The 23,848-nt window shown below is 65.5% G+C and carries 25 protein-coding genes; 11 read left to right on the top strand and 14 right to left on the bottom strand.

Features of this window, described 5'->3' with window-relative positions; translation table 11 throughout:
• The first annotated feature begins 96 nt into the window (after window positions 1–96).
• Window positions 97–501 carry a hypothetical protein gene (locus ACZK13_RS18245; protein WP_032129032.1) on the top strand — a complete coding sequence of 135 codons (405 nt, stop codon included), beginning with the start codon at window positions 97–99 and terminating at the stop codon, window positions 499–501.
• Between the two features lie 70 nt (window positions 502–571).
• On the opposite strand, the gene ACZK13_RS18250 is transcribed toward ACZK13_RS18245, so the two are convergent.
• On the bottom strand, window positions 572–1,684 hold the full coding sequence (locus tag ACZK13_RS18250; protein WP_285301735.1) for a PLP-dependent cysteine synthase family protein: 1,113 nt from the start codon (window positions 1,682–1,684) through the stop codon (window positions 572–574).
• A gap of 122 nt (window positions 1,685–1,806) precedes the next feature.
• Between ACZK13_RS18250 and gloA the strand changes: the two genes are divergently transcribed.
• Both gloA and ACZK13_RS18260 read left to right on the top strand, forming a co-directional pair.
• Complete coding sequence (gloA, locus tag ACZK13_RS18255) at window positions 1,807–2,325, top strand: lactoylglutathione lyase (protein ID WP_125893403.1); 519 nt, start codon at window positions 1,807–1,809, stop codon at window positions 2,323–2,325.
• Window positions 2,326–2,417: 92 nt separating this feature from the next.
• Window positions 2,418–2,846 (top strand): VOC family protein, encoded by a 429-nt coding sequence (locus ACZK13_RS18260; RefSeq protein ID WP_049421411.1) that lies wholly within the window; start codon window positions 2,418–2,420, stop codon window positions 2,844–2,846.
• A 67-nt stretch (window positions 2,847–2,913) separates the two neighbouring features.
• Here the strand turns inward: ACZK13_RS18260 and ACZK13_RS18265 are convergent, their stop codons facing one another.
• Together ACZK13_RS18265 and glmS are read right to left on the bottom strand one after the other, a co-directional pair.
• Window positions 2,914–3,345, bottom strand: a complete 432-nt coding sequence (locus tag ACZK13_RS18265; protein WP_006394252.1) for a CBS domain-containing protein — start codon at window positions 3,343–3,345, stop codon at window positions 2,914–2,916.
• Window positions 3,346–3,791: 446 nt separating this feature from the next.
• Window positions 3,792–5,630, bottom strand: a complete 1,839-nt coding sequence (glmS, locus tag ACZK13_RS18270) for a glutamine--fructose-6-phosphate transaminase (isomerizing) (protein ID WP_049399202.1) — start codon at window positions 5,628–5,630, stop codon at window positions 3,792–3,794.
• Window positions 5,631–5,833: 203 nt separating this feature from the next.
• Here glmS and ACZK13_RS18275 point away from each other — a divergent pair, with 203 nt between their 5' ends.
• The 7 genes from ACZK13_RS18275 to ACZK13_RS18305 all read left to right on the top strand — a co-directional run bounded on the left by ACZK13_RS18275 (window position 5,834) and on the right by ACZK13_RS18305 (window position 13,632).
• Entirely contained in the window at window positions 5,834–7,111 is a 1,278-nt protein-coding gene (locus ACZK13_RS18275; RefSeq protein ID WP_049399200.1) for an efflux RND transporter periplasmic adaptor subunit, read from the top strand.
• 35 nt (window positions 7,112–7,146) lie between these two features.
• Complete coding sequence (locus ACZK13_RS18280) at window positions 7,147–7,872, top strand: ABC transporter ATP-binding protein (RefSeq protein ID WP_032129038.1); 726 nt, start codon at window positions 7,147–7,149, stop codon at window positions 7,870–7,872.
• 10 nt (window positions 7,873–7,882) lie between these two features.
• Window positions 7,883–9,181, top strand: a complete 1,299-nt coding sequence (locus ACZK13_RS18285) for an ABC transporter permease (RefSeq protein ID WP_121504340.1) — start codon at window positions 7,883–7,885, stop codon at window positions 9,179–9,181.
• 20 nt (window positions 9,182–9,201) lie between these two features.
• A complete protein-coding gene (locus ACZK13_RS18290) occupies window positions 9,202–10,419 on the top strand; it encodes an ABC transporter permease (protein WP_125893399.1) in 1,218 nt (405 codons plus the stop codon).
• 16 nt (window positions 10,420–10,435) lie between these two features.
• On the top strand, window positions 10,436–10,813 hold the full coding sequence (locus ACZK13_RS18295; RefSeq protein ID WP_183080218.1) for a PDZ domain-containing protein: 378 nt from the start codon (window positions 10,436–10,438) through the stop codon (window positions 10,811–10,813).
• Window positions 10,814–10,936: 123 nt separating this feature from the next.
• Complete coding sequence (locus tag ACZK13_RS18300; RefSeq protein WP_346485708.1) at window positions 10,937–12,283, top strand: sigma-54-dependent transcriptional regulator; 1,347 nt, start codon at window positions 10,937–10,939, stop codon at window positions 12,281–12,283.
• Complete coding sequence (locus tag ACZK13_RS18305) at window positions 12,280–13,632, top strand: sensor histidine kinase (protein WP_049399192.1); 1,353 nt, start codon at window positions 12,280–12,282, stop codon at window positions 13,630–13,632. Before ACZK13_RS18300 ends, ACZK13_RS18305 begins: the two co-directional genes overlap by 4 nt.
• A gap of 47 nt (window positions 13,633–13,679) precedes the next feature.
• On the opposite strand, the gene ACZK13_RS18310 is transcribed toward ACZK13_RS18305, so the two are convergent.
• Together ACZK13_RS18310 and glmU are read right to left on the bottom strand one after the other, a co-directional pair.
• Window positions 13,680–14,213 carry a GNAT family N-acetyltransferase gene (locus tag ACZK13_RS18310; RefSeq protein WP_125893392.1) on the bottom strand — a complete coding sequence of 178 codons (534 nt, stop codon included), beginning with the start codon at window positions 14,211–14,213 and terminating at the stop codon, window positions 13,680–13,682.
• Window positions 14,182–15,549 (bottom strand): bifunctional UDP-N-acetylglucosamine diphosphorylase/glucosamine-1-phosphate N-acetyltransferase GlmU, encoded by a 1,368-nt coding sequence (gene glmU, locus ACZK13_RS18315; RefSeq protein ID WP_125893390.1) that lies wholly within the window; start codon window positions 15,547–15,549, stop codon window positions 14,182–14,184. The genes ACZK13_RS18310 and glmU overlap by 32 nt, the downstream gene beginning before the upstream one ends.
• Before the next feature lie 83 nt (window positions 15,550–15,632).
• Between glmU and ACZK13_RS18320 the strand changes: the two genes are divergently transcribed.
• A complete protein-coding gene (locus tag ACZK13_RS18320) occupies window positions 15,633–16,016 on the top strand; it encodes a GtrA family protein (protein WP_121504337.1) in 384 nt (127 codons plus the stop codon).
• 204 nt (window positions 16,017–16,220) lie between these two features.
• On the opposite strand, the gene ACZK13_RS18325 is transcribed toward ACZK13_RS18320, so the two are convergent.
• The 9 genes from ACZK13_RS18325 to ACZK13_RS18365 form a co-directional block, all read right to left on the bottom strand.
• Window positions 16,221–16,643 carry a F0F1 ATP synthase subunit epsilon gene (locus ACZK13_RS18325; protein WP_005419509.1) on the bottom strand — a complete coding sequence of 141 codons (423 nt, stop codon included), beginning with the start codon at window positions 16,641–16,643 and terminating at the stop codon, window positions 16,221–16,223.
• A 113-nt stretch (window positions 16,644–16,756) separates the two neighbouring features.
• Window positions 16,757–18,163 carry a F0F1 ATP synthase subunit beta gene (gene atpD / locus ACZK13_RS18330; protein ID WP_032129045.1) on the bottom strand — a complete coding sequence of 469 codons (1,407 nt, stop codon included), beginning with the start codon at window positions 18,161–18,163 and terminating at the stop codon, window positions 16,757–16,759.
• 38 nt (window positions 18,164–18,201) lie between these two features.
• Window positions 18,202–19,065, bottom strand: coding sequence for a F0F1 ATP synthase subunit gamma (atpG, locus tag ACZK13_RS18335; RefSeq protein ID WP_032129046.1), 864 nt, complete (start codon window positions 19,063–19,065; stop codon window positions 18,202–18,204).
• A gap of 97 nt (window positions 19,066–19,162) precedes the next feature.
• Window positions 19,163–20,710: a F0F1 ATP synthase subunit alpha gene (gene atpA / locus ACZK13_RS18340; protein ID WP_014038567.1), complete on the bottom strand. Its 1,548-nt coding sequence runs from the start codon at window positions 20,708–20,710 to the stop codon at window positions 19,163–19,165.
• Between the two features lie 44 nt (window positions 20,711–20,754).
• Window positions 20,755–21,282, bottom strand: coding sequence for a F0F1 ATP synthase subunit delta (locus ACZK13_RS18345; protein WP_032129048.1), 528 nt, complete (start codon window positions 21,280–21,282; stop codon window positions 20,755–20,757).
• 2 nt (window positions 21,283–21,284) lie between these two features.
• Complete coding sequence (locus ACZK13_RS18350; protein WP_005419512.1) at window positions 21,285–21,755, bottom strand: F0F1 ATP synthase subunit B; 471 nt, start codon at window positions 21,753–21,755, stop codon at window positions 21,285–21,287.
• 106 nt (window positions 21,756–21,861) lie between these two features.
• Window positions 21,862–22,167: a F0F1 ATP synthase subunit C gene (atpE, locus tag ACZK13_RS18355; RefSeq protein WP_005411133.1), complete on the bottom strand. Its 306-nt coding sequence runs from the start codon at window positions 22,165–22,167 to the stop codon at window positions 21,862–21,864.
• Between the two features lie 73 nt (window positions 22,168–22,240).
• Entirely contained in the window at window positions 22,241–23,041 is an 801-nt protein-coding gene (gene atpB, locus ACZK13_RS18360; RefSeq protein ID WP_010481316.1) for a F0F1 ATP synthase subunit A, read from the bottom strand.
• 31 nt (window positions 23,042–23,072) lie between these two features.
• Window positions 23,073–23,438, bottom strand: a complete 366-nt coding sequence (locus ACZK13_RS18365; RefSeq protein WP_006394654.1) for a hypothetical protein — start codon at window positions 23,436–23,438, stop codon at window positions 23,073–23,075.
• Between the last annotated feature and the right edge of the window lie 410 nt (window positions 23,439–23,848).

Consider the following 23,848-nt stretch of genomic DNA (forward strand, 5'->3'; position numbering starts at 1 on the left):
GGGGCACGGCCCGGCATTCACGTCGGCCTTACGGTCCCGCGCTGAAGCTCTGGCTGCGGGGGAGTCCGCAGCGGTACGCACCGAACGAGGCCCTACATGGAAGGTCTGGCTGCAGTTGCATCCGCCTCACCGGCCCGGTCACTGGCATTGTCTGCCAGCCCGGCCGAACTGACCTGGATCGCCGCATTGTGCGATGCCGGCGACGACGCCCCGCGTCACCTGCAGCAACTGCAGGCAGTGCTGCAGCAGGGCGGCATGTTCAACGATGCCCAGGAGTGGTACCCGTTCGAGGTGATCGAACGTGGCGCCAGCCAGCTACGGCTGGGCCATGAGCGCGAGTTCGTGATCTGCGTGCTGCTGTGGCTGCAGGCGCTGGCCCAGGGCCGTGCCAGCATTCTGGACCCAAGCCTGCATCTGGATGATCGCGCGATGGACATCGAGGCCTTGCCCGATGCGCTGCGAGATGCAGTGCTGGATGCGTTCACCGCGGCGGGGTACTGAAATCTGTAGCGTCGAGCCATGCTCGACGGCTCTTTCCCGGAGTCGAGCATGGCTCGACTCTACAAGGGCTCTACAATGCTTCCAGGCTGCACCACGGCAGTTCCGGCAGCCCCTGCCCGGCCACTGCCGCCGCCAGCTGCGCATCGGCGCCGTCGACATCGATGCCCTGGCGCGCGTACCACGCCGGGTCGTAATAGCTCTGCGCGTAGCGCTCGCCACTGTCGCACAGGATGCTGACAATGCTGCCCTGGTGGCCCGCGTCTCGCATCCACTGCGCGGCCTGCAGCACACCGATGAAGTTGGTGCCGGTGGAGCCACCGACACGGCGGCCGAGCTGGCGGCTGACATGGCGCATCGCGGCCAGGCTCAGCGCGTCGGGCACCTTCACCATCGCATCGACGCTGGTCGGGATGAAGCTCGGCTCCACCCGCGGCCGGCCGATGCCTTCCACGCGCGAACCACCACTGCAGGTCAGGCCACGCCAGTCCTGCTCACCGGCCACGGCGGCCTGGTAACCGTCGAAGAACACCGACACTTCCGGGTCTGCACAGAGGATGCGGGTGTCGTGCCGGCGGTAGCTGACATAGCGGCCCAGCGTGGCCGCAGTACCGCCGGTACCGGGGCTGCACACGATCCATTCCGGAACCGGGCTGGGCTCCTCGGCCATCTGCTTGAAGATGGACTCGGCAATGTTGTTGTTGGCGCGCCAGTCGGTCGCCCGCTCGGCATAGGTGAACTGGTCCATGAAGTGGCCACCGGTTTCGCGGGCCAGCTTCTCCGATTCACCGTTGAGTTCGCAGGCGCGCTCGACCAGGTGGCAGCGGCCCCCGTGGAACTCGATGGCGGCGATCTTCTCCGGCGAGGTCGTGGCCGGAATCACCGCGATGAACGGCACCCCCAGCAGGCGCGCGAAATAGGCTTCGGAGACGGCGGTCGAGCCGCTGGAGGCCTCGATCACCGGCCGTCCTTCGCGCAGCCAGCCGTTGGTCAACGCATACAGGAACAGCGAGCGCGCCAGCCGGTGCTTGAGGCTGCCGGTGGGATGGCTCGATTCATCCTTCAAGTACACATCGATGCCCGCGAACCCGGGCAGCGCCAGCGGGATAAGGTGGGTATCGGCGGAACGGTTGAAATCGGCTTCGATCTTGCGGATGGCGGCAGCCACCCATTCACGCTGCGACATGGCGGGCAATGCTCAGAACGGAACGGTGCGATCCGCCCATTGTACGTCGCGGTGCCGTCAGGTGACGGCCGGTAGAATGGCCCCATCCGGCCAGCAACGGCCCTGTCTGAAGGACCTCCCCCATGACCATTCCCGCCCTGCGCGATGTCCCCGGCGTCGCCGCCCAGGCCCCGGCCGAGACCACCGGCTTCGTGTTCAACCACACCATGCTGCGGGTGAAGGACATCACCGCCTCGCTGGACTTCTACACCCGCGTGCTCGGCTACCAGCTGATCGACAAGCGCGACTTCCCGGAGGCCCAGTTCAGCCTGTACTTCCTGGCCTACGTGCAGGCCGGCGCGGTGGTGCCGGAAGACGATGCCCAGCGCCGCGTGTGGATGGCCGGCCTGCCGGGTGTGCTGGAACTGACCCATAACCACGGCACCGAGACCCAGGACGGCGCGGTCTACCACGACGGCAACAGCGACCCGCGCGGCTTCGGCCACATCTGCGTGTCCGTGCCGGACATCGAAGCCGCCTGCCAGCGCTTCGAGGACCTGGGCGTGACCTTCCAGAAGCGCCTGACCGATGGCCGCATGAAGAACCTGGCCTTCATCAAGGATCCGGACGGCTACTGGGTCGAGATCATCTCCAACGTCTGACCCAAAAAGGGGACGGAGGGGATTAAGTCGTTTCTGGCACTATTGGCTGGAAGCGACTTAATCCCCTCCGTCCCCTTTTTTGCGAGGTTCGTATGGAAACGATGGAACTGCACCGTGGCCGCCTGATCGACCACATCCAGCTGGTGGTGCGCGACCTGGCCGCCAGCCGGCGCTTCTACCAGGCGGTGTTCGATACGATCGGCATCCCGATCGCCGGCGAAGGCGAGGATTACTTCTGGGCCGATGAGCTGTTCATTTCCAGCGCCAGCAGCGAGGCCGCCGCCGGCCAGCTGACCGGGCGCCACCATCTGGCCTTCCAGGCACGCGACAGCGCCACCGTCGATGCCTTCCATACCGCCGCGATCGCCGCCGGCGGCACCGACAACGGCGCGCCCGGCGAGCGCCCCTACCATCCCGGCTACTACGGCGCCTTCGTGCTCGATCCGGATGGCAACAACATCGAAGTGGTCTATCACGGTCCGGCAAACTACAGTGCCGATTCGGTGAAGGTCACTTTCTGATATCACCGAAGCCGTGAACGAAGAAGCCGGGCAATGCCCGGCTTCTCTGCATCCAAGGGTCCAGCCCTCAGTGGGCGGCCATGTAGATGTCCTGCAGCACGGCCTTTTCCAGCTCCAGCTCGCCCAGCAGGTTCTTCACGATGTCGCCCAGGCTGAGGATGCCCACCAGCAGGGTGCCTTCGGTGACCATCAGATGACGGCGCCGCGAGTATGTCATCAGCGACATGGCCTGCTTCAGGGTCGCTTCCGGCGCAATGCCTTCCAGGCCGGTGGACGGCAGGCTGGAGATCACCCGGCGGCCGGCCTGCGGGCCGTCGTCGGCCAGGGTGCGCACGATGTCCTTCTCGGAAATGATGCCGACCGGGGCATCGTCCTTCATCACCACCAGCGCAGCGATCTTGTTCGCGCTCATCTTGTGGGCGGCGGCACCGATGGTGTCTTCGGCGTCGATGGTGATGACAGCTTCTTTCTTGGATTGCAGGAGTTCGCGGACGTTCATTCTTGTTTCCTGGTGCAGGTCACTAAGTCAAAAAGTGTGCTCTTCCGATACGCCCCCTCCCCGGGAACAGACCTTTCAGCGCACGTCTGGCGCACCCGGCTGCCGGTGGAAATGGATCGGCAGACGACGTGCTGCAACGCGAACGAGGTGGGTTCAACCGCTCAACCCGGCCCTCGGTCAAATCGATTCTACGACTGCGACCATCGGTCACTACCGGCATCGATAGGACAGTTCGTCGTGGGAACCAACTGACGATTCAGAGAATGGCACCGCGGCTGAAACCGCCGCTGAATACAGGCGATGTCGCGCATTAAAGATTGATTGCCTGCTGCCGACAGCGGACAGAACACCCGGCGGCTGTCCCACTTGGCACGACCACCGGCGCAAACGAAAGGGGCCCCACGTGGGGCCCCTTTCGCATGCAGCTTCCAGCGGTTCCGGCGGAGTTACTCCACCGTCACGCTCTTGGCCAGGTTGCGTGGCTTGTCCACGTCGGTGCCACGTGCCAGTGCGGTGTGGTACGCCAGCAGCTGCACCGGGATGGTGTGCACGATCGGGCTGAGCACGCCGGCATGGCGCGGCGTACGGATCACATGCACGCCTTCGGACTCGTTGAAGTTGCTGTCCTGGTCGGCGAACACGAACAGCTCGCCGCCGCGCGCGCGTACTTCCTGCATGTTCGACTTCACCTTCTCCAGCAGGCTGTCGTTGGGCGCGATCACCACTACCGGCATGTCCTCGTCCACCAGCGCCAGCGGGCCATGCTTCAGCTCGCCCGCCGGATAGGCCTCGGCGTGGATGTAGGAGATTTCCTTGAGCTTGAGCGCGCCTTCCAGCGCGATCGGGTAATGCAGGCCACGACCCAGGAACAGTGCGCTGCTCTTGCGCGCGAAACGCTCGGCCCAGGCGGCGATCTGCGGCTCCATGTTCAGCGCGTGCTGCACGCTGCCCGGCAGGAAGCGCAGCTGCTCCAGGTAGTCCGCTTCCTGCGCCGCGTCGATGCGGCCATGCAGCTTGCCCAGCACCACGGTCAGCTGGAACAGTGCGGCCAGCTGGGTGGTGAAGGCCTTGGTCGACGCCACGCCGATCTCGGCGCCGGCGCGGGTGTAGCAGACCAGCTCGCTGGCGCGCGGAATCGCGCTTTCCGGCACGTTGCAGATCGACAGCGTGTGCTTGTGGCCCAGCGACTTGGCGTACTTCAGCGCCTCCATCGTATCCAGCGTTTCGCCGGACTGGGAGATGGTGACGATCAGGTGCTTCGGGTTCGCATAGGCGGCGCGGTAGCGGTACTCGCTGGCAATCTCCACGCTGCACGGCAGGCCGGCGATGGCTTCGATCCAGTAGCGCGCGGTCAGGCCGGCGTAATAGCTGGTGCCACAGGCGATGATCTGCACGCCTTCGATGCCTGACAGCACGGCCTCGGCATTCTTGCCGAACAGTTCGGCCGGGAAACCACCGGCGTCGATCGCTGCCTCGATGGTGTCGCCCAGCGCGCGCGGCTGCTCGTGGATTTCCTTCTGCATGAAGTGGCGGTACGGGCCCAGCTCCAGCGATGCCAGCGATACGTCGGACAGGTGCACCTCGCGCTCGATCGGCTGGTCATGCTCATCGAAGATGCGCACGCCGTCGCGGCGGATTTCGGCGGTGTCGCCCTCTTCCAGGAAGATCACCTTGCGGGTGGCCGAGATCACCGCCGAAACGTCGGACGCCACGAAGTTCTCGCCCTCGCCCAGACCGATCAGCAGCGGGCAGCCCATGCGCGCGCAGACGAAGCGTTCCGGCTCGGCGCGGCTGACCACGGCCAGTGCGTAGGCACCGGTCAGCTCCTTCACCGTATGCTGCAGCGCCACCAGCAGGTCGTCGCCGTCCTTCAGGTGGTGATGGATCAGGTGCGCGATGACTTCGGTGTCGGTCTGCGACTCGAAGGTGTAACCCAGGGCACGCAGCTTCTCGCGCTGCTCCTCGTGATTTTCAATGATGCCGTTGTGCACCAGCGCCACGCCGTGGCTGATGTGCGGATGCGCGTTGGCCTCGGTGACACCACCGTGGGTGGCCCAGCGGGTGTGGCCGATGCCCAGCACTGCATTGAAGCCCTCGGCCTCGGCCGCAGTGGCCATTTCCGACACACGGCCGGTACGACGCACGCGGCGCACATCCGGCCGTTCGGCATGGTCGATCACCGCGATGCCCGAGGAATCGTAACCACGGTACTCAAGGCGCTTCAGGCCTTCGATCAGCACCGGCACTACGTCGCGATCAGCGATCGCACCCACGATTCCACACATGTCACGCGTTTCCTTGAAGACGATCGCCGCATTCTAGCCTGCGGGCCCGCGCTCCCCCTCCTGTCCGCTTAATGAAAGTGTCCGGAAAGGTGTCCGCGGACACCCGGACACTTCAGGGCGCCTCCCAACCCATTGACCCACAAGGAAATAAAGTTGGCACGCTACGTGCTTGGTACCCACTACCACCGTCAGGCACGCACCCGATGATCCGCGACACCTCCGCACAGGACCAGATCGTTTCCTCCGCCCCGGCCGGCACCACCCGCGCCAACTGGCAGCGTTACCGCTGGCCGGCACTGGGCGCCATCGCGCTGCTGGCCGGCATCGGCTGGGCCGTGTACGCCTGGTCCAACGCCAGCCGCTCCTACGACAGCAGCCGCGTGCGCATCGCCGAAGTGAAGCGCGGAGACCTGGTCCGCGACATCGCCGCCGACGGTCGGGTGATTGCCGCCAACAGCCCGATCCTGTACGCCATCTCGGCCGGTACCGTGGACCTGAAAGTCGTTGCCGGTGACGTGGTCAAGAAGGACCAGGAGCTGGCGGTCATCGACAGCCCGGAACTGCGCAGCAAGCTGGCCCAGGAGCAGGCCACCCTGGCCGGCCTGGAAGCCGAGGCCAGCCGCGCCGCGCTGGACGCCACCCTGGCCCGCGCCAAGTCGCGCAAGGAAACCGACCAGGCCACCATCGAGCGCCAGGCCGCCGACCGCGACCTGCAGCGCTACCAGCGCGGTTACGACGGCGGTGCAGTACCGCAGATCGATCTGGCCAAGGCCAAGGACTCGCTGAAGAAGGCCGACATCACGCTGGCCAACGCCACCACCGATGCACGCCTGCAGAGCCAGGGCGCTGACCTGGACGCCCGCAACAAGCGCCTGCTGGCCGACCGCCAGAAGGCCGTCGTGGCTGAAGTGCAGCGCCAGGTGGACGCGCTGACCCTGCGCGCGCCGTTCGACGGCCAGGTCGGCCAGGTGCAGGCCGTCCAGTCCACCAACCTGGCCGCCAATGCGCCCGTGCTGGGCGTGGTCGACCTGTCCAAGTTCGAGGTCGAGATCAAGGTGCCGGAGAGCTTCGCCCGCGACCTGGCGATCGGCATGCCGGCGCAGCTGACCGGCGGCAACGGCAAGCCGTTCCCGGGCGAGATCAGTGCGGTGTCGCCGGAAGTGGTCAACGGCGAGGTCAACGCCCGCGTGCGCTTCGCCAGCGCGCAGCCGGAAGGCCTGCGCCAGAGCCAGCGGATGTCGGTGCGCGTGCTGCTCGACACCCGCAAGGACGTGCTGAAGGTCGAGCGCGGCCCGTTCGTCGAACAGGGCAACGGCATCGCCTACGTGATGGATGGCCGCACCGCAGTGCGGCGTCCGGTGGAACTGGGCGTCAGCAGCCTGGGCGAAGTGGAAATCAAGTCGGGTGTGCAGCCGGGCGACCGCATCGTGGTCTCTGGCAGCGACCTGTTCAAGGACGCCGAACGCGTCTCCGTCAACTGATACCTGATACCTGAATCCTGGAGAGAGGACACCCCATGTACATGCTCGAAATGCGTTCGGTCGCCAAGGTCTTCCGCACCGAACAGGTGGAAACCCACGCACTGCGCTCGCTGGAACTGCAGGTCAAGGAAGGTGAGTTCGTCGCCGTCACCGGCCCGTCAGGCTCCGGCAAGACCACCTTCCTCAACATCGCCGGCCTGCTGGAAACCTTCACCAGCGGCACCTACATGCTTGACGGCCAGGACGTGAGCACGCTGGGCGACGACGCCCGCAGCCGCCTGCGCAACCAGAAGATCGGCTTCATCTTCCAGGGCTTCAACCTGATCCCCGACCTGAACCTGTTCGACAACGTCGACGTGCCGCTGCGCTATCGGAAGATGAGCGCCAACGAGCGCCGCGAACGTATCGAGAAGGCGCTGAGCCAGGTCGGCCTCGGCTCGCGCATGAAGCATTATCCGAATGAACTGTCGGGTGGCCAGCAGCAGCGCGCGGCCATTGCGCGTGCGCTTGCCGGCAGCCCGCGCCTGCTGCTGGCCGACGAACCGACCGGCAACCTGGACACACAGATGGCCCGCGGCGTGATGGAACTGCTGGAGGAGATCAACGCTGCCGGCACCACCATCGTGATGGTCACCCACGACCCGGAACTGGCTGCGCGCGCGCAGCGCAACGTGCACATCGTCGATGGCCAGGTGACCGACCTGGTGCGCGAGCCGGTGCTGGCCACCCCGCCGCGCCACATCGTCGCCGTCAACGAGTGAGGGCCCGACCATGTTCGCCTACTACGCCCGATTGGCGGTGCGCAGCTTCCGCCGCAACAAGGTACTGACCGCGTTGATGGTGATCGCTATCGCGCTAGGCATCGGCGCCTCGATGACCACGTTGACCGTGTTCCACGTGCTGTCCGGTGACCCGATTCCCGGCAAGAGTGACCGCCTGTTCTATGTGCAGCTTGATGCCGCGACCGGCGCCTATGTCGCTGGCGAGGAACCGGAAACCCAGCTGACCCGCTTCGACGGTGAAGCCCTGCTGCGCGAAGCCAAGGGCGAGCGCCAGGCACTGATGAGCGGCGGCGGCGGTACCATCGAACCGGACAACAGCACTCTCAAGCCCTTCAGCATCGACACCCGCTGGACCTCGGCCGACTTCTTCCCGATGTTCGAGGTGCCCATGCAGTACGGCCGCCCCTGGACGCGCGAGGACGATGAAGGCCGTGCACGCGTGGTGGTCATCTCCAAGGCGCTCAATGACAAGCTGTACCAGGGCGCCAACAGCGTCGGCCGCGACCTGCGCATGGAAGGGCAGAGCTACCGCATTGTCGGCGTGATGAAGGAATGGAGCCCGGAGCCGCACTTCTACGACCTGACCACGGGCAGCTACGGCAAGAACGAGGACCTGCTGCTGCCGATCTCCACCTCCTTCGACCTGAAGCTGGGCAACAACGGCAACATGAACTGCTTCGGCGAGAATCCCGACGGCAACAGCTACTCGCTCAATGCACCGTGCGCATGGCTGCAGTACTGGGTGGAGATGGACCCGGCCAAGGCCGCCGACTACCGCCGCTACCTGGAGAACTATTCGACCCAGCAGCGCGAGGCCGGCCGCTTCAAGCATCCGCCGAACGTGCGCCTGCGCACCGTGATGGAATGGCTGGACTTCAATGGCGCGGTCCCCAGCGATGTGCGCCTGCAGCTGTGGCTGGCGCTGGGCTTCCTGGGTGTCTGCCTGGTCAACACGGTGGGCCTGCTGCTGGCCAAGTTCCTGCGCCGCAGTGGTGAGATCGGCGTGCGCCGCGCCCTCGGTGCCAGCCGTGGCCAGATCTTCCTGCAGTGCCTGGTGGAAGCCGGTGCGGTCGGTGTGGTCGGTGGCGTGCTGGGTATCGGTCTGGCCCTGCTTGGCCTGTTCGCGGTGCGCCAGCAACCGGTGGAATACGCAAAGCTGGCCCACCTGGACGGCAACATGCTGCTGCTCGCGCTGGGCCTGACCCTGCTCGCCAGTCTTGCCGCCGGGTTCCTGCCCGCCTGGCGCGCCATGCAGGTCACCCCGGCCATCCAGCTCAAGTCGCAGTAAGCACCCGAACGAGGACTCCCATGGACATCCGCCCCATCCTCAGCACGCTGCGCCGGCACAAGACCGCCGCTGCCCTGATCGTGCTGGAAGTCGCACTGACCTGCGCCATCGTCTGCAACGCGCTGTTCCTGGTCAGCCAGCGCGTGGAGAAGATCAGCATGCCCAGCGGCATCGCCGAGAGCGAACTGGTCATGTTGCGCGTCAGCGGCATCGGCAAGCAGACCGACGCCATGGCCCGCACCCGCGAGGACCTGGCATCGCTGCGCGCGATTCCCGGCGTCAGCAACGTCACCATCATCAACCAGGTCCCCTTCCGCAACGGCTCCTCCAGCAGCAGCATTTCGCGTGTGATCGACCAGGAACGGCCGACCACCAACGCCTCGATGTACACCCTGTCCGAGAACGGGCTGGCCACGATGGGCATCAACCTGATCGCAGGCCGCGATTTCCTGCCCGACGAATACCAGAACTTCGAAGACGCCAGCAAGGGCGGCGCAAAGGAGAACGCGATCCCGGTCATCCTCACCCAGGCCACCGCCGCCAAGATGGAACCCAATGGCAGTGCGCTGGGCAAGACCTACTACATGGGCAAGCAGCCGCTGCATGTGGTCGGCATCGTCGACACGCTCAGCACGCCCAACGGCTGGAATGACAACTGGACCAACTCGATGCTGCTGCCCATGCGGCGCACCTTCGACGAAGGTGGCACGTATGTGCTGCGCACTTCGCCGGAACGCCGCAAGGAAGTACTCGATGCCGGTGCCGCCGCGCTGGAACGCAACGACCCCAACCGGCTGATGCGCGACAAGCTGACCTATGAAGACCAGCGCAAGGACTTCTTCAAGAACGACCGCGCGATGGTCGGCCTGCTGATCACCGTCAGCATCTCGCTGCTGGTGGTCACCGCGCTGGGCATTATCGGCCTGGCCAGCTTCTGGGTGCAGCAGCGCAGCAAGCAGATCGGCATCCGCCGTGCGCTGGGCGCGACCCGCGGGCAGATCCTGCGCTACTTCCAGACCGAGAACTTCCTGCTGGCCACGCTGGGCATCGTGCTGGGCATGCTGACGGCCTACGCCATCAACCTGGCGCTGATGAACCTGTACGAGCTGCCGCGCATGCCGCTGTACTACCTGCCGCTGGGTGCACTGCTGCTGTGGGTGCTGGGCCAGATCGCGGTGTTCGGGCCGGCGCGGCGTGCGGCGGCGGTGCCGCCTGCGGTCGCCACGCGGGGCGCGTGAGATGCGTGCCCGCGCGATGTGCCTGATGCTGCTCCTGCCATTGCCGGCGCTGGCCGGCGGTGGCAGTGCGCAGACACTGGAGTGGCGCCAGGATGCCGCGCGGTTGTCCTTGCGCTCAACGGAGGGCCAGGTGCGCGTGGAGGCCGCCAGCCCGGAAATGCGCTTCGGCGTGCGCAGTGGCGATCGCATCCTGCGCGTGGACGACACGGCGGTGCGCCGGGTCGAACACCTTGCCGAGGCCCTGCGTCATGCCAACGCAGCCACCGCCTATCTGTTGCTGCGCCGCGACAAGCGCGAACTGACGGTGGCGGTCGACGCCGCAGCCTGGCGCCAGGCGCTGGAGGTGCCGCCGCCACCCGCGCCGCCACGGCCCCCGGCGCCTCCCCGGCGCTGAGCGAGGGCCGCTCCTGCACAGCCACGGGTTTGGCTATGCTTGATGGGTGGCGCCGGGCTCTCCCGGTGCGTGGACACGAACGGCTCCAACGACGCCGCCCATCCCTTTCTGCAGAACCGCTTGATGCCTGCGATCCTGATCATCGACGACAACGCCAGCGTGGGTACCGCGCTGGACGTGCTGTTCTCCCTGCACGACATCGACACCCTGCAGGCGCAGAGCCCGTCCGAAGGGCTGGCCCTGCTGGAGTCGCAGCCGGTCGACCTGGTGATCCAGGACATGAACTTCAGCGAGGACACCACCTCCGGCGAAGAAGGCGAGGCCCTGTTCGCGCAGATCCGCGCGCGCCATCCCGATCTGCCGGTGATCCTGCTGACCGCCTGGACCCACCTCAGCAGCGCGGTGGATCTGGTCAAGGCCGGTGCGGCCGACTACCTGGCCAAGCCCTGGGACGACCGCAAGCTGATGACCACGGTCAACAACCTGCTGGAACTGTCCGAGGCGCGCCGCGAACTGGACCGGCGCCGCAGCCGTGAACTGCGCCAGCGCAATGCGCTGGAAGAGAAGTATGACCTGTGCGGCGCGGTCTTCGCCGACCCTGCCAGCGAGCGCGTCATCGCACTCGCCTGCCAAGTCGCACGCTCGGAACTGCCGGTACTGATCACCGGCGCGAACGGTGCCGGCAAGGAGAAGATCGCGCAGATCATCCAGGCCAATTCTCTGGTGGCCAAGGGTCCATTCGTGGCGGTCAACTGTGGCGCGCTGCCTTCGGAACTGATCGAGGCCGAACTGTTCGGTGCCGAGGCCGGTGCGTATACCGGCGCCAACAAGGCGCGCGAAGGCAAGTTCGAGGCCGCCGATGGTGGCACCCTGTTCCTGGATGAGATCGGCAACCTGTCGCTGGGCGGGCAGATGAAGCTGTTGCGTGTGCTGGAAACCGGCCGCTTCGAGCGCCTGGGCTCCAACCGCGAACGCCAGGTCAAGGTCCGCGTGGTCAGCGCGACCAATGCCGACCTGCCGGCGATGATCCGCGACGGCACCTTCCGCGAAGACCTCTATTACCGCCTCAACACGGTGGAACTGGTGCTGCCGCCGCTGGCCGAACGTCCGGGCGACATCGTGCCGCTGGCCGAGCGCTTCCTGACCGCTGGCAAGCCCCTGTCCAGCGCCGCCACCGCCGCCCTGCAGCGGCACCCGTGGCCAGGCAACGTGCGCGAACTGCGCAACGTGATCCAGCGCGCCGAACTGCTGGCTACCGGCAACCGTATTGAAGTGGCCGATCTCAACCTGCCGCGCGCAGCCGCCGCACCGCGCCCGGCCCCCAGTGCGGGCAATGACCCCGACCGCGCGCGCATCGAGGAGGTACTGGCGCGCAACCATGGCGTCATCGCCCAGGCCGCCGCCGAACTCGGCCTGAGCCGCCAGGCGCTGTACCGGCGCATGGACCGCCACGGTATCCCGCGCGAATGAAACGGCGCTCGTTCACTTTCCGCCTGTTCCTGCGCCTGCTGCCGGTGCTGGCGCTGGCCGCCGCGTTGCCGTGGCTGCTGGCCTACTGGATGGACCATGGCTGGGTGGTGACCACGGTGTCGGCGTTGATCCTGCTGTCGCTGATGTGGTGGACCCTGCGTCGCGCTACCGCCCCGGTGCGGTCACTGATGCGGGCCCTGGCGGGCACCACCAGCAGCTATCGCGACGGCGAATACAACTTCGGCGTGCACTGGCCCGGCAATGACGAGCTCGGCGACCTGGTGCAGGCACACCGCGAACTGGGCGATGTGCTGCGTGCACAGCGGCAGGGCCTGGTGCAACGCGAACTTCTGCTGGACACGATGGTGCAGAACACGCCGGTGGCGATGCTGCTGATCGCCTCGGGCGGTGATGGCATCGCCCGCGTGGTGTTCTCCAATCTGGCTGCGCGCAAGCTGCTGCATGGCGGCTGGAAGCTGGAAGGCCAGCGCCTGGAGGACGTGCTGGAACAGGTGCCGGTGGAGCTGCGCGATGCCATCGCCCGCGGTGGCGACAGCCTGTTCGCGGTGCATGCCGAGGGCGAGGACGGCGATGAGGACGACGAGCAGGTGTACCACCTCTCGCGCCGCGCCTTCCAGCTCAATGGTCGTCCGCACGACCTGCTGCTGGTGCGCCTGCTGACCGCCGAGCTGCGCCGCCAGGAAGTACAGACCTGGAAGAAGGTGATCCGGGTGATCAGCCACGAGCTCAACAACTCGCTGGCACCGATTGCCTCGCTGGCCCACTCCGGCGGTGTACTGGTGCAGCGTGAGCGCTTTGACCGGCTGCCGGAGATCTTCACCACCATTGAGGATCGCGCACGCCACCTGGAGGGCTTCATCCGCGGCTATGCGCGCTTTGCCAAGCTGCCGCAGCCGCAGTTGCAGACCGTGCACTGGGCCCCCTTCCTGTCCAGCCTGCGCCAGCAGATCCCGTTCGGCATGGAACGTGAGCCGGACGAGGAACTGAGCAGCCGCATCGACATCGCCCAGTTCGGGCAGGCACTGCTGAACCTGTTGAAGAACGCGCACGAAGCCTGCGCCGAAGCAGAGCCGCCCAACGATGACGTACAGGTGCAACTCACGCGGCTGCCGCAGTGGCTGCGCCTGGACGTACTGGATCGCGGCAAGGGCATGAACGAGCAGGTGCTGCAGAATGCGCTGATGCCGTTCTATTCGACCAAGCGCAATGGTACCGGGCTGGGCTTGGCCTTGACCCGCGAGATCGTGGAAGCGCATGGCGGCCGGGTATCACTGCAGAATCGCGGCGATGGCGGGTTGTGCGTGTCGATCCTGTTGCCGGTGGGTTGAGCGGGTAGGTCCACGCCATGCGCGGATGTGCCGACCAAGGTCGGCACCTACCAAACCTGCCGCATCGCCACCCGCAGGTGCATCGGAAACCCGAGCGCAGCCTCTTCGGCCATCACCGCGCGCAGGCCATCGTTCCACTGCACCTCGGGCACTACGTCGAATCCTTCGCTGGCATAGAAGGCCGCATTCCACGGCACATCGGACAGCGTGGTCAGCACCGCGGCCGCGTAGCCCCCCACCCTCGCCTGCGCCAAGGCATGGCGCAGCAAAGCGCGGCCGTGGCCACGCCGCGCGTGTGCGGGATCCACGTCCATCTGCAGCACATGGAATTCACCGCAGAGTTCGCCGGCCAGCAGGTAACCCGCGATACCACCGTCAGCCGCATCCACCACCCACAACTGACCACGTTGAAGGCCATCCTGCAGCGTCGGCAGGTCCAGACCATGCCCGGCAAACACCGGGTAGGCCTGGTGACCCTTCAGCAGTTCACCGGCACGTTGTTCAATTGCCGGCAGCATGCCGAGTTCGTCGGCATGCGGGATGCGTGGCTCAGGACTTCTTGAGCGGGCGCTTCCAGCCATCGATGGTTTCCTGTCGTGCACGTGCCAGTGTCAGCTTGCCATCCGGGGCGTCGCGGGTGATGACCGAACCGGCGGCAATCGTCGCGCTGTCGCCAATGGTCACCGGCGCTACCAGCGAACTGTTGGAACCAATGAAGGCGTTGTCGCCGATGGTGGTGGTCGACTTGTTCACGCCGTCGTAGTTGCAGGTGATGGTGCCGGCACCGATGTTTACCTTGCTGCCGATCACCGCATCGCCCAGGTAGGTCAGATGGTTGGCCTTGCTGCCAACACCGAGGGTGACCTTCTTGGTCTCGACGAAGTTGCCCACGTGCACGCCGTCGGCGAGCACGGTCCCCGGGCGCAGCCGCGCGAACGGTCCCACCAGTGCTGCGCCTTCGGTGACCACGCCTTCAAGATCACAATGCGCGCGCACTTCGGTGCCCGGGCCAAGATTGACGTCCTTCAGCCGGTTGAACGGGCCCACGGTGACGCCGTCGCCGAGCACGATGTGGCCTTCCAGAACGACGTCGACATCGATCAGCACATCGCTGCCCACGGTGACGGTGCCACGGATATCCAGTCGTGCCGGGTCACGCACGCGCGCGCCCTGCGCGCACAGGGCCCGTACCGCGCGGCGCTGCCAGGCACGCTCCAGCTGCGAAAGCTGCCAGGGATCGTTTGCCCCTTCGGCTTCCTGCGCGTCGGCCACCAGTGCCATTTCGGCCGGGGTGTACTCGTGCGCGGCAAAGGCGAACACGTCGGTCAGGTAGTACTCGCCCTGCGCGTTGCTGTTGGACAGCTGCGACAGCCAGCGCCGCAGCGCGGTCGACTCGGCGGCAATGATGCCGGTATTGATCGTGCGCACACGCAGCTGGTCGTCGGTAGCGTCCTTCTGCTCGACAATGGAGCCCACCTTGCCTTCGGCATCGCGCAGCACGCGGCCGTAACCGGTCGGGTCATCGACATCGGCGACCAGCACCGCCAGGCGACCCGGCTGCGCCAGCAGGTCGCGCAGGGTCTGCGCGCGGATCAGCGGCACGTCGCCGTACAGCACCAGCACCTGCGCGGCGTCGGGCACCTGCGGCATCGCCTGGGCCACAGCATGGCCGGTGCCCAGCTGCTGCGCCTGTTCAGCCCATTGCAGGTCGGGCTGGTCGGCGAAGTACTGGCGCACCGCTTCACCACCATGGCCGTAGACCACGTGGATCGCCGAGGGCTGCAGTTCACGGGCCGCATCGATCACATGCGCCAGCATCGGCTGGCCGGCGATCGGCTGCAGCACCTTCGGCAGCACCGACTTCATGCGCTTGCCCGCGCCAGCGGCGAGGATGATGACGTGCAGGGGTTGGGTCATGGAAACGGCAGTCCGTGGTTCGTTGCCGATGATTCTAGAGCGTGGGCCGTTAACATGTGCATCCCACCTCCTTCACCGCACTGATGGGCCTCGTCCGCCAGGGAAGCACCTATCTCATCATCGGGCTCGTGCAGCTGCTGCTCGACTGGCTGGTGTTCGTCACCGCGACCGCGCTGGGCCTGCCGGTGGTGCCTGCCAACATTGCCGGTCGCCTGGCCGGGATGCTGCTGGGCTTCTGGCTCAACGGCCGTTACACCTTTGCCAACGCAGGTGATGCGCGCCTTGGCTGGCGTCGATTTTCACGCTTCTTCGGGCTGTGGCTGCTGCTCACCGCGACAAGCACGTTGCTGGTGAGCCTGGTCGACCACGCGCTGGGCCTGCAGTACACCTGGCTGGCCAAGCCGCTGGTGGAAGGCGGGCTGGCGTGCGTTTCCTTCCTGCTGATGCGCTACGTGGTCTACCGCTGATACGGCGCTGGGATCGGGATCGGGATCGGGATCGGGATCGGTAGAGTCGACTGTTGGTCGACGGCTCTTCCATCAGACTGCGGAAATCCCGCGCTGCGCGCGATAGTCGACTGACAGTCGACTCAGCCCAGCCGACACTCTACCCCGCACAAACAAAAACGCCGGCACAGGGCCGGCGTTCTCGTGGATGCAGCGCGAGAAACCTCAGTGCTTGAGGTTCTTGCGCAGGCGCTCCAGCGCCTGCAGCTGGACGACGGCTTCGGCCAGCTTCTGCTGGGCTTCAGCCACTTCCATCGCTTCGCCGCGGTTGGCCAGGATGCGCTCGGCTTCTTCCTTGGCCTTGCGGACCGAGGCTTCGTCGATGTCCTGCGCGCGGATCGCGGTGTCGGCCAGCACGGTCACCACCTGCGGCTGCACTTCCAGGATGCCGCCGGAAATGGCGAAATCCAGCTGCTCGCCGTTCGGCGTGGTCACCACCACCTTGCCCGGCTTCAGGCGGGTGATCAGCGGGGCGTGCTTGGGCGCGATGCCCAGTTCGCCCAGCTCACCGGTGGCCACGACCAGGGTCGCTTCGCCACGGAAGATTTCCTGCTCGGCGCTGACGATGTCGCAACGGATCGTGCTCATGCAAATCTCTTCGCTGTTCGCGGCGGCGCAATGCCACCGTGGGAGTCCACCGGCGCGGGCGGTTGCCCGGCGCCGGCGTCAGGTCGGGCAGGATCGCTCCCGCCCGTCCCGGATCAGGCCTTCTCGGCCATCTTCTTGGCCTTCTCGACCGCTTCTTCGATGCCGCCGACCATGTAGAACGCCTGCTCCGGCAGGTGGTCGTACTCGCCATCGACGATGGCCTTGAAGCCACGGATGGTGTCCTTCAGCGGCACGTACTTGCCCGGCGAACCGGTGAACACTTCGGCCACGTGGAACGGCTGGCTGAAGAAGCGCTCGATCTTACGGGCGCGCGACACGGCCTGCTTGTCCTCTTCGGACAGCTCGTCCATGCCCAGGATCGCGATGATGTCCTTCAGTTCCTTGTACTTCTGCAGGGTCTGCTGGACGCGCTGGGCGGTGTCGTAGTGCTCGTGGCCGATGACCAGCGGGTCCATCTGGCGGCTGGTGGAATCCAGCGGATCGACGGCCGGGTAGATACCCAGCGAGGCGATCGAACGCGACAGGGTGACGGTCGAGTCCAGGTGGGCGAAGGTGGTCGCCGGCGACGGGTCGGTCAGGTCGTCCGCGGGAACGTAGACGGCCTGGATCGAGGTGATCGAACCGTTCTTGGTCGAGGTGATGCGCTCCTGCAGAACGCCCATTTCCTCGGCCAGGGTCGGCTGGTAACCCACGGCAGACGGCATGCGGCCCAGCAGTGCCGACACTTCGGTACCGGCCAGGGTGTAGCGGTAGATGTTGTCGACGAACAGCAGGACGTCCTTGCCCTTGCCGTTTTCGTCCTTCTCGTCGCGGAAGTACTCGGCCATGGTCAGGCCGGTCAGGGCGACGCGCAGACGGTTGCCCGGCGGCTCGTTCATCTGGCCGTACACCATCGCCACCTTGTCGAGGACGTTGGAGTCCTTCATTTCGTGGTAGAAGTCGTTGCCCTCACGGGTACGCTCACCCACGCCGGCGAACACGGACAGACCGCTGTGCGCCTTGGCGATGTTGTTGATCAGCTCCATCATGTTGACGGTCTTGCCGACGCCGGCGCCGCCGAACAGGCCGACCTTGCCGCCCTTGGCGAACGGGCACATCAGGTCGATGACCTTGATGCCGGTTTCCAGCAGCTCGGTAGCCGGGGACTGGTCTTCGTACGACGGGGCCGCACGGTGGATTTCCCAGCTGTCGCTGGCGGCCACCGGGCCGGCTTCGTCGATCGGACGGCCCAGCACGTCCATGATGCGGCCCAGGGTGCCAGCGCCGACCGGCACCGAGATGCCGCGGTCGGTGTTGGTGGCAACCAGGTTGCGCTTCAGGCCGTCGGTGGAACCGAGGGCGATGGTACGCACCACGCCGTCGCCCAGCTGCTGCTGGACTTCGAGGGTGATTTCGGTGTTGTCGACCTTCAGTGCGTCGTACACCTTCGGCACCGACTCACGCGGGAATTCGACGTCGACGACCGCGCCGATGATCTGAACGATCTTGCCCTGACTCATTGCTGCATCCTCTAAATGTGTGCTTTGAACGAACGCGGTCAGACTGCTGCCGCGCCGCCGACGATTTCGGAGATTTCCTGGGTGATCGCTGCCTGGCGTGCCTTGTTGTAGACCAGCTGCAGCTCACCGATCAGCTTGTTGGCGTTGTCGCTCGCCGCCTTCATCGCGACCATGCGTGCGGCATGTTCGGAGGCAACGTTTTCCAGCAGCGCCTGGTACACCAGCGACTCGATGTAACGCGTCATCACGTGCTCCAGCACGGTCGCGGCATCGGGTTCGTACAGGTAATCCCAGTCGTGGTGAGCGACCTGCTTCTCAGCCGGCGGCAGCGGCAGCAGCTGATCGAAGCTGGCCTTCTGCGTCATGGTGTTCACGAAGCGGTTGTAGACCAGGTACACGCGGTCGACCTTGCCTTCGGTGAAGGCGTCGAGCATGACCTTGATCACACCGATCAGCGATTCCAGCTTCGGCACGTCGCCGATGTGGGTCACGCTGCCGACCATGTTGACCTTCACGCGGCGGAAGAAGGTCGATGCCTTCTGGCCGATGGTCACCAGGTCCACTTCCGCGCCCTTGTCCTGCCATGCCTTGGCTTCGCCCAGCATCCTGCGGAACAGGTTGTTGTTCAGGCCGCCGGCCAGGCCGCGATCGGAGGAGATCACGATGAAGCCGACCCGCTTGACCTGCTCGCGCTCGACCAGGAACGGATGCTGGTAGTCGGTGCTGGCCTGGGCCAGGTGACCGATCACCTGCTTCATCGCCTGCGCGTACGGACGCGAGGTCTTCATCCGATCCTGCGCCTTGCGGATCTTGGAGGCCGAGACCATTTCCAGGGCGCGCGTCACCTTGCGGGTGTTCTGCACGCTCTTGATCTTGGTTTTGATTTCGCGTCCGCTTGCCATCTCTTGTTTCCCGTGGCGCGGGGCTGCTGCCCCGCGTTGTTCAACCGTTTGTCATCTGGTCCAGCGGAGCCAGAGGCTCCGCTCTACAGGACCGCGATTACCAGCTGCCGGTGGTCTTGAACTCGGCGATGCCCTTCTTGAAGGCACCTTCGATGTCGTTGTCCCAACCGCCGGTGGCGTTGACCTTGCTGATCAGCTCGCCCTGGGTGTTGGCGAAGTGGGCGTGCAGGCCTTCTTCGAACGCCAGCAGCTTGTTGACCGGCACGTCGTCGAGGTAACCCTCGTTGACGGCGTAGATCGACAGCGCCTGGTTGGCGATCGACATCGGCGCGTACTGCTTCTGCTTCATCAGCTCGGTGACGCGCTGGCCACGCTCCAGCTGCTTGCGGGTGGCTTCGTCCAGGTCCGAGGCGAACTGCGCGAACGCAGCCAGCTCGCGGTACTGGGCCAGCGAGATACGGATGCCGCCCGACAGCTTCTTGATGATCTTGGTCTGGGCCGAGCCACCGACGCGCGACACCGAGATACCGGCGTTCACGGCCGGGCGGATGCCGGCGTTGAACAGGTCGGTTTCCAGGAAGATCTGGCCGTCGGTGATCGAGATCACGTTGGTCGGAACGAAGGCGGACACGTCGCCGGCCTGGGTTTCGATGATCGGCAGCGCGGTCAGCGAACCGGTCTTGCCGGTGACCTTGCCTTCGGTGAACTTCTCGACGTATTCCTCGGACACGCGGGCAGCGCGCTCGAGCAGACGGGAGTGCAGGTAGAACACGTCACCCGGGTAGGCTTCACGGCCCGGCGGGCGCTTCAGCAGCAGCGAGATCTGGCGGTAGGCGACGGCCTGCTTGGACAGATCGTCGTACACGATCAGCGCGTCTTCGCCGCGGTCCATGAAGTACTCACCCATGGTGCAGCCCGAGTAGGCGCTGATGTACTGCATGGCAGCCGATTCGGAAGCAGTCGCGGCCACCACGATGGTGTGGGCCAGCGCGCCGTTCTCTTCCAGCTTGCGCACGATGTTGGCGATGGTCGAAGCCTTCTGGCCGATCGCAACGTACACGCACTTGATGCCGGTGCCCTTCTGGTTGATCACCGCATCGATCGCCATCGCGGTCTTGCCGGTCTGGCGGTCACCGATGATCAGCTCGCGCTGGCCACGGCCGATCGGGATCATCGAGTCGACCGACTTGTAACCGGTCTGCACCGGCTGGTCGACCGACTTGCGCCAGATCACGCCCGGAGCAACGCGCTCCACCGGAGCGGTCAGGTCGGTGCCCAGCGGGCCCTTGCCGTCGATCGGCTCGCCCAGCGCGTTCACGACGCGGCCCAGCAGTTCCGGACCGACCGGCACTTCCAGGATGCGGCCGGTGGTCTTGGCGACGTCGCCTTCGCGCAGGTTTTCGTAGTCACCCAGGACCACGGCGCCGACCGAGTCGCGCTCCAGGTTCAGGGCCAGGGCGAAGGTGTTGTTCGGCAGTTCGATCATTTCGCCCTGCATCACGTCGGCCAGACCGAAGATGCGCACGATGCCGTCGGACACGCTGGTCACGGTGCCTTCGTTGCGCGATTCCGCGGCCAGCTTGACCTTCTCGATGCGGTTCTTGATCAGTTCGCTGATTTCGGAGGGGTTGAGCGTGGTTGCCATCGTCAAGTCCTAGTGCCGGCAGCGGGGCCGGACGTTAAATGAATTCAGTTAGCGAGCGCGGTCTGCAGACGGGCCAGCTTGCCCTTCAGCGAACCATCGATGACCACGTCGCCGGCGTCGATCACGGCGCCGCCGATCAGCGAAGCATCGACCGCGGTGGTCACGTCGACCTCGCGGTTGAAGCGCTTGCGCAGCGCAACCTTGATCGCGTCCAGCTCTCCGGCCGACAGCTCGGAAGCCGAGGTCACCGTGGCCTTGACCACGTGCTCGGCTTCGGCGCGCAGGGCGTCGAACATGCCGGAGATTTCCGGCAGCAGCGGCAGACGATGCGATTCGGCCAGGATGGCCAGGAAGCGCGAGTAGGTCTCGCCGTGGGACACCGGCGCCAGTAGGGCGACGGCGTCGTCACGACCCAGCTCCGGGTTGGCGAGCAGGGCCGCCACGCGCGGATCGGCGGCGACGTGGGCGGAGAACGCCAGGGCGTCCGACCACGGCGCGAACGCGCCTTCGTCGCGCGCGGTCGCGAACGCGGCGCGGGCGTACGGGCGGGCAAGCGTGAGGGCCTGGCTCATCCTTAGATCTCCGAGGCCAGCTCGTCGAGCAGCGCCTTGTGGGCGTTGGCGTCGATTTCGCGCTTGAGCAGCTTTTCGGCACCGGTCACGGCCAGCGCGGACACCTGCTTGCGCAGATCTTCACGGGCACGGTTGGCGGCGGCGTCGATTTCAGCCTGGGCCAGTTCCTTCTGACGGGTGGCTTCGGTGATCGCTTCGTTACGGGCAGCATCAACGATCTGGTTGGCACGTGCGTGGGCCTGATCGATGATCTCGTTGGCCTTGGTACGTGCTTCCTTCAGCGCTTCGTTGACCTTCTCCTGCGCCTGGGCCAGATCTTTCTGGCTGCGGTCGGCAGCAGCGAGGCCTTCAGCAATCTTCTGCTGGCGCTCTTCGATCGCGTTCATCAGCGGCGGCCAGATCTTGGTCGCGATGATCCAGATCAGACCAGCGAAGGCCAGCGCCTGCGCAAGAAGGGTGAAATTGATATTCATGGTTAGCTCGATCGCTGGTTTCGGGGTGGACGCGCCGCCGTAGCGGCGCATCCGGCCTTCATCCGAAACCGGGTGCATCAGCACCCGGTCGTCTCAAACCGCTGTATCAGCCGGCCAGAGCCTTGGTGACGGCGCCAGCGAAGGCAGCCGACAGCGGGTTGGCGAAGGCCAGCAGCAGGCCGACGGCGACCGAGATGATGAACGCGGCGTCGATCAGGCCGGCGGTGATGAACATGCGGACCTGCAGGACCGGGATCAGTTCCGGCTGGCGGGCGGCCGACTCCAGGAACTTACCAGCCATGATGGCCAGACCCAGACCGGCGCCCAGCGCGGCCAGGCCGATCATGATGCCGACGGCAAGGGCGGTGGAGCTCTGAATCTGCGCGAAGTTGGTCAGGACGGCGAAGTACATGGTTATCTCCAGGAACTTAAGTTGCTAAGGGTGATGAAACGGATGAAGGTTGAAACGCGTTGAAGCTTGAAACTCAGTGAGCGTCTTCCGACAGGCTCAGGTACACGATCGACAGCATCATGAAGATGAAGGCCTGCAGCGGGATCACCAGCAGGTGGAACAGCATCCAGCCGAGGCCGAACACACCACCGGCAATGGCACCGAAGAAACCGGCACCACCCAGCACCCAGATCAGCAGGAACACGATTTCGCCGCCGAACATGTTGCCGAACAGTCGCATCGCCAGCGAGATCGGCTTGCTCAGCCACTCGACGATGTTGAGGATCAGGTTGAACGGCATCATCCACTTGCCGAACGGCGCCGTCAGGAATTCCTTGATGAAGCCGCCCAGGCCTTTGGACTTGAGCGCGAAGAACAGCATCAGGAAGAACACGCTGATGGCCATGCCCAGGGTGGCATTGACGTCAGCGGTCGGGACCGGCTTCCAGTAGTGCACGCCCACCCATTCCAGCGGCTTGGCGATGAAATCGGCCGGGATCATCTTCAGCAGATTCATCAACAGGATCCAGAAGAAGATCGTGATGGCGATCGGCGTGACCAGCTTGCTCTTGCCGTGGTAGGTGTCCTTGGCCTGGCGGTCGACGAACTCCAGGCAGATCTCGACGAAGGCCTGCCACTTGCCCGGCACGCCGGCGGTGGCCTTGCGGGTGCCCAGCCAGAACGCGACAACGATCACCAGGCCCATCAGGACCGCGGTGAGGAAGGTATCGACGTGGATATGCCAGAACATACCCTCACCCTTGCCGACCGGCGCGGTCAGGTTGTGCAGGTGATGCTGGATGTAGCTGGTAGGGGTTAGAGCCTCGCCCGCCATGTGTCCGGAACCTTCAGTTAATTGAATTCTGTCAACGCCTGGCCATCGCCAGGACCTGGAACATCAAGCCGACGGCGATACCAGCCAATAGCGCCAATGCAGGCAGCTTGAAGACCAGGAACCCCACCAGCAGGACGCCGAAAACCACCACCCACTTGGCCACGATCGCAATGATCAGGCGAGCCATCGCCGATCCTGCGGCCAGTGCCCCACCGCCCAGTGCCATCCGTGCCGCCACCCAGCCACCGGCCGAAATGGCCACACCGGACGCCAGCGCGCCGAGGGCATATTTCGGACCTACCAGCAGGAAGGCCAGGGCCAGGACAGCCACTGCGGCCAGCGGGTAGACCGCGGCGCGCAGCATCAGTCGCCGACCCGCATCAACGGAGTTCAGCACAGGACGTCCCGCGTGGTTGCAAGTGGAGGGCTGAGGCGACTACAGCAGGGGGGCCTCATCGAGCCGCCAAATTATAGCAATGGGACAATTTGCGAGACAACCGCTCCCTGTTCATCCCGGGAGGCCGCAAGTTGCGGTAACGGTTACATTTTTGCGTGCCACCCAGGGGACAATGACGTCCGTATGATGTTGCAGCGCAGTATTGAACTTTGGTCGCAGGCCGCGGAACTTTCGCCGAATGCGCCGGTCCGATCTTTCGACCTGCCTGCAGCAACCTCGTCGACGCTCCGCCCCGCAGGTCCCACGATGGCCCCGAAGCCCGGCTCCGGGGCCATCTTTTTGCATCGTCGCGACAGCGCTGAACCGTGCACACTTCGTGGACCATACGTTCACGGATGGTGGACGGGCCT

It is taken from the genome of Stenotrophomonas sp. 99219_Sma (assembly GCF_056480785.1).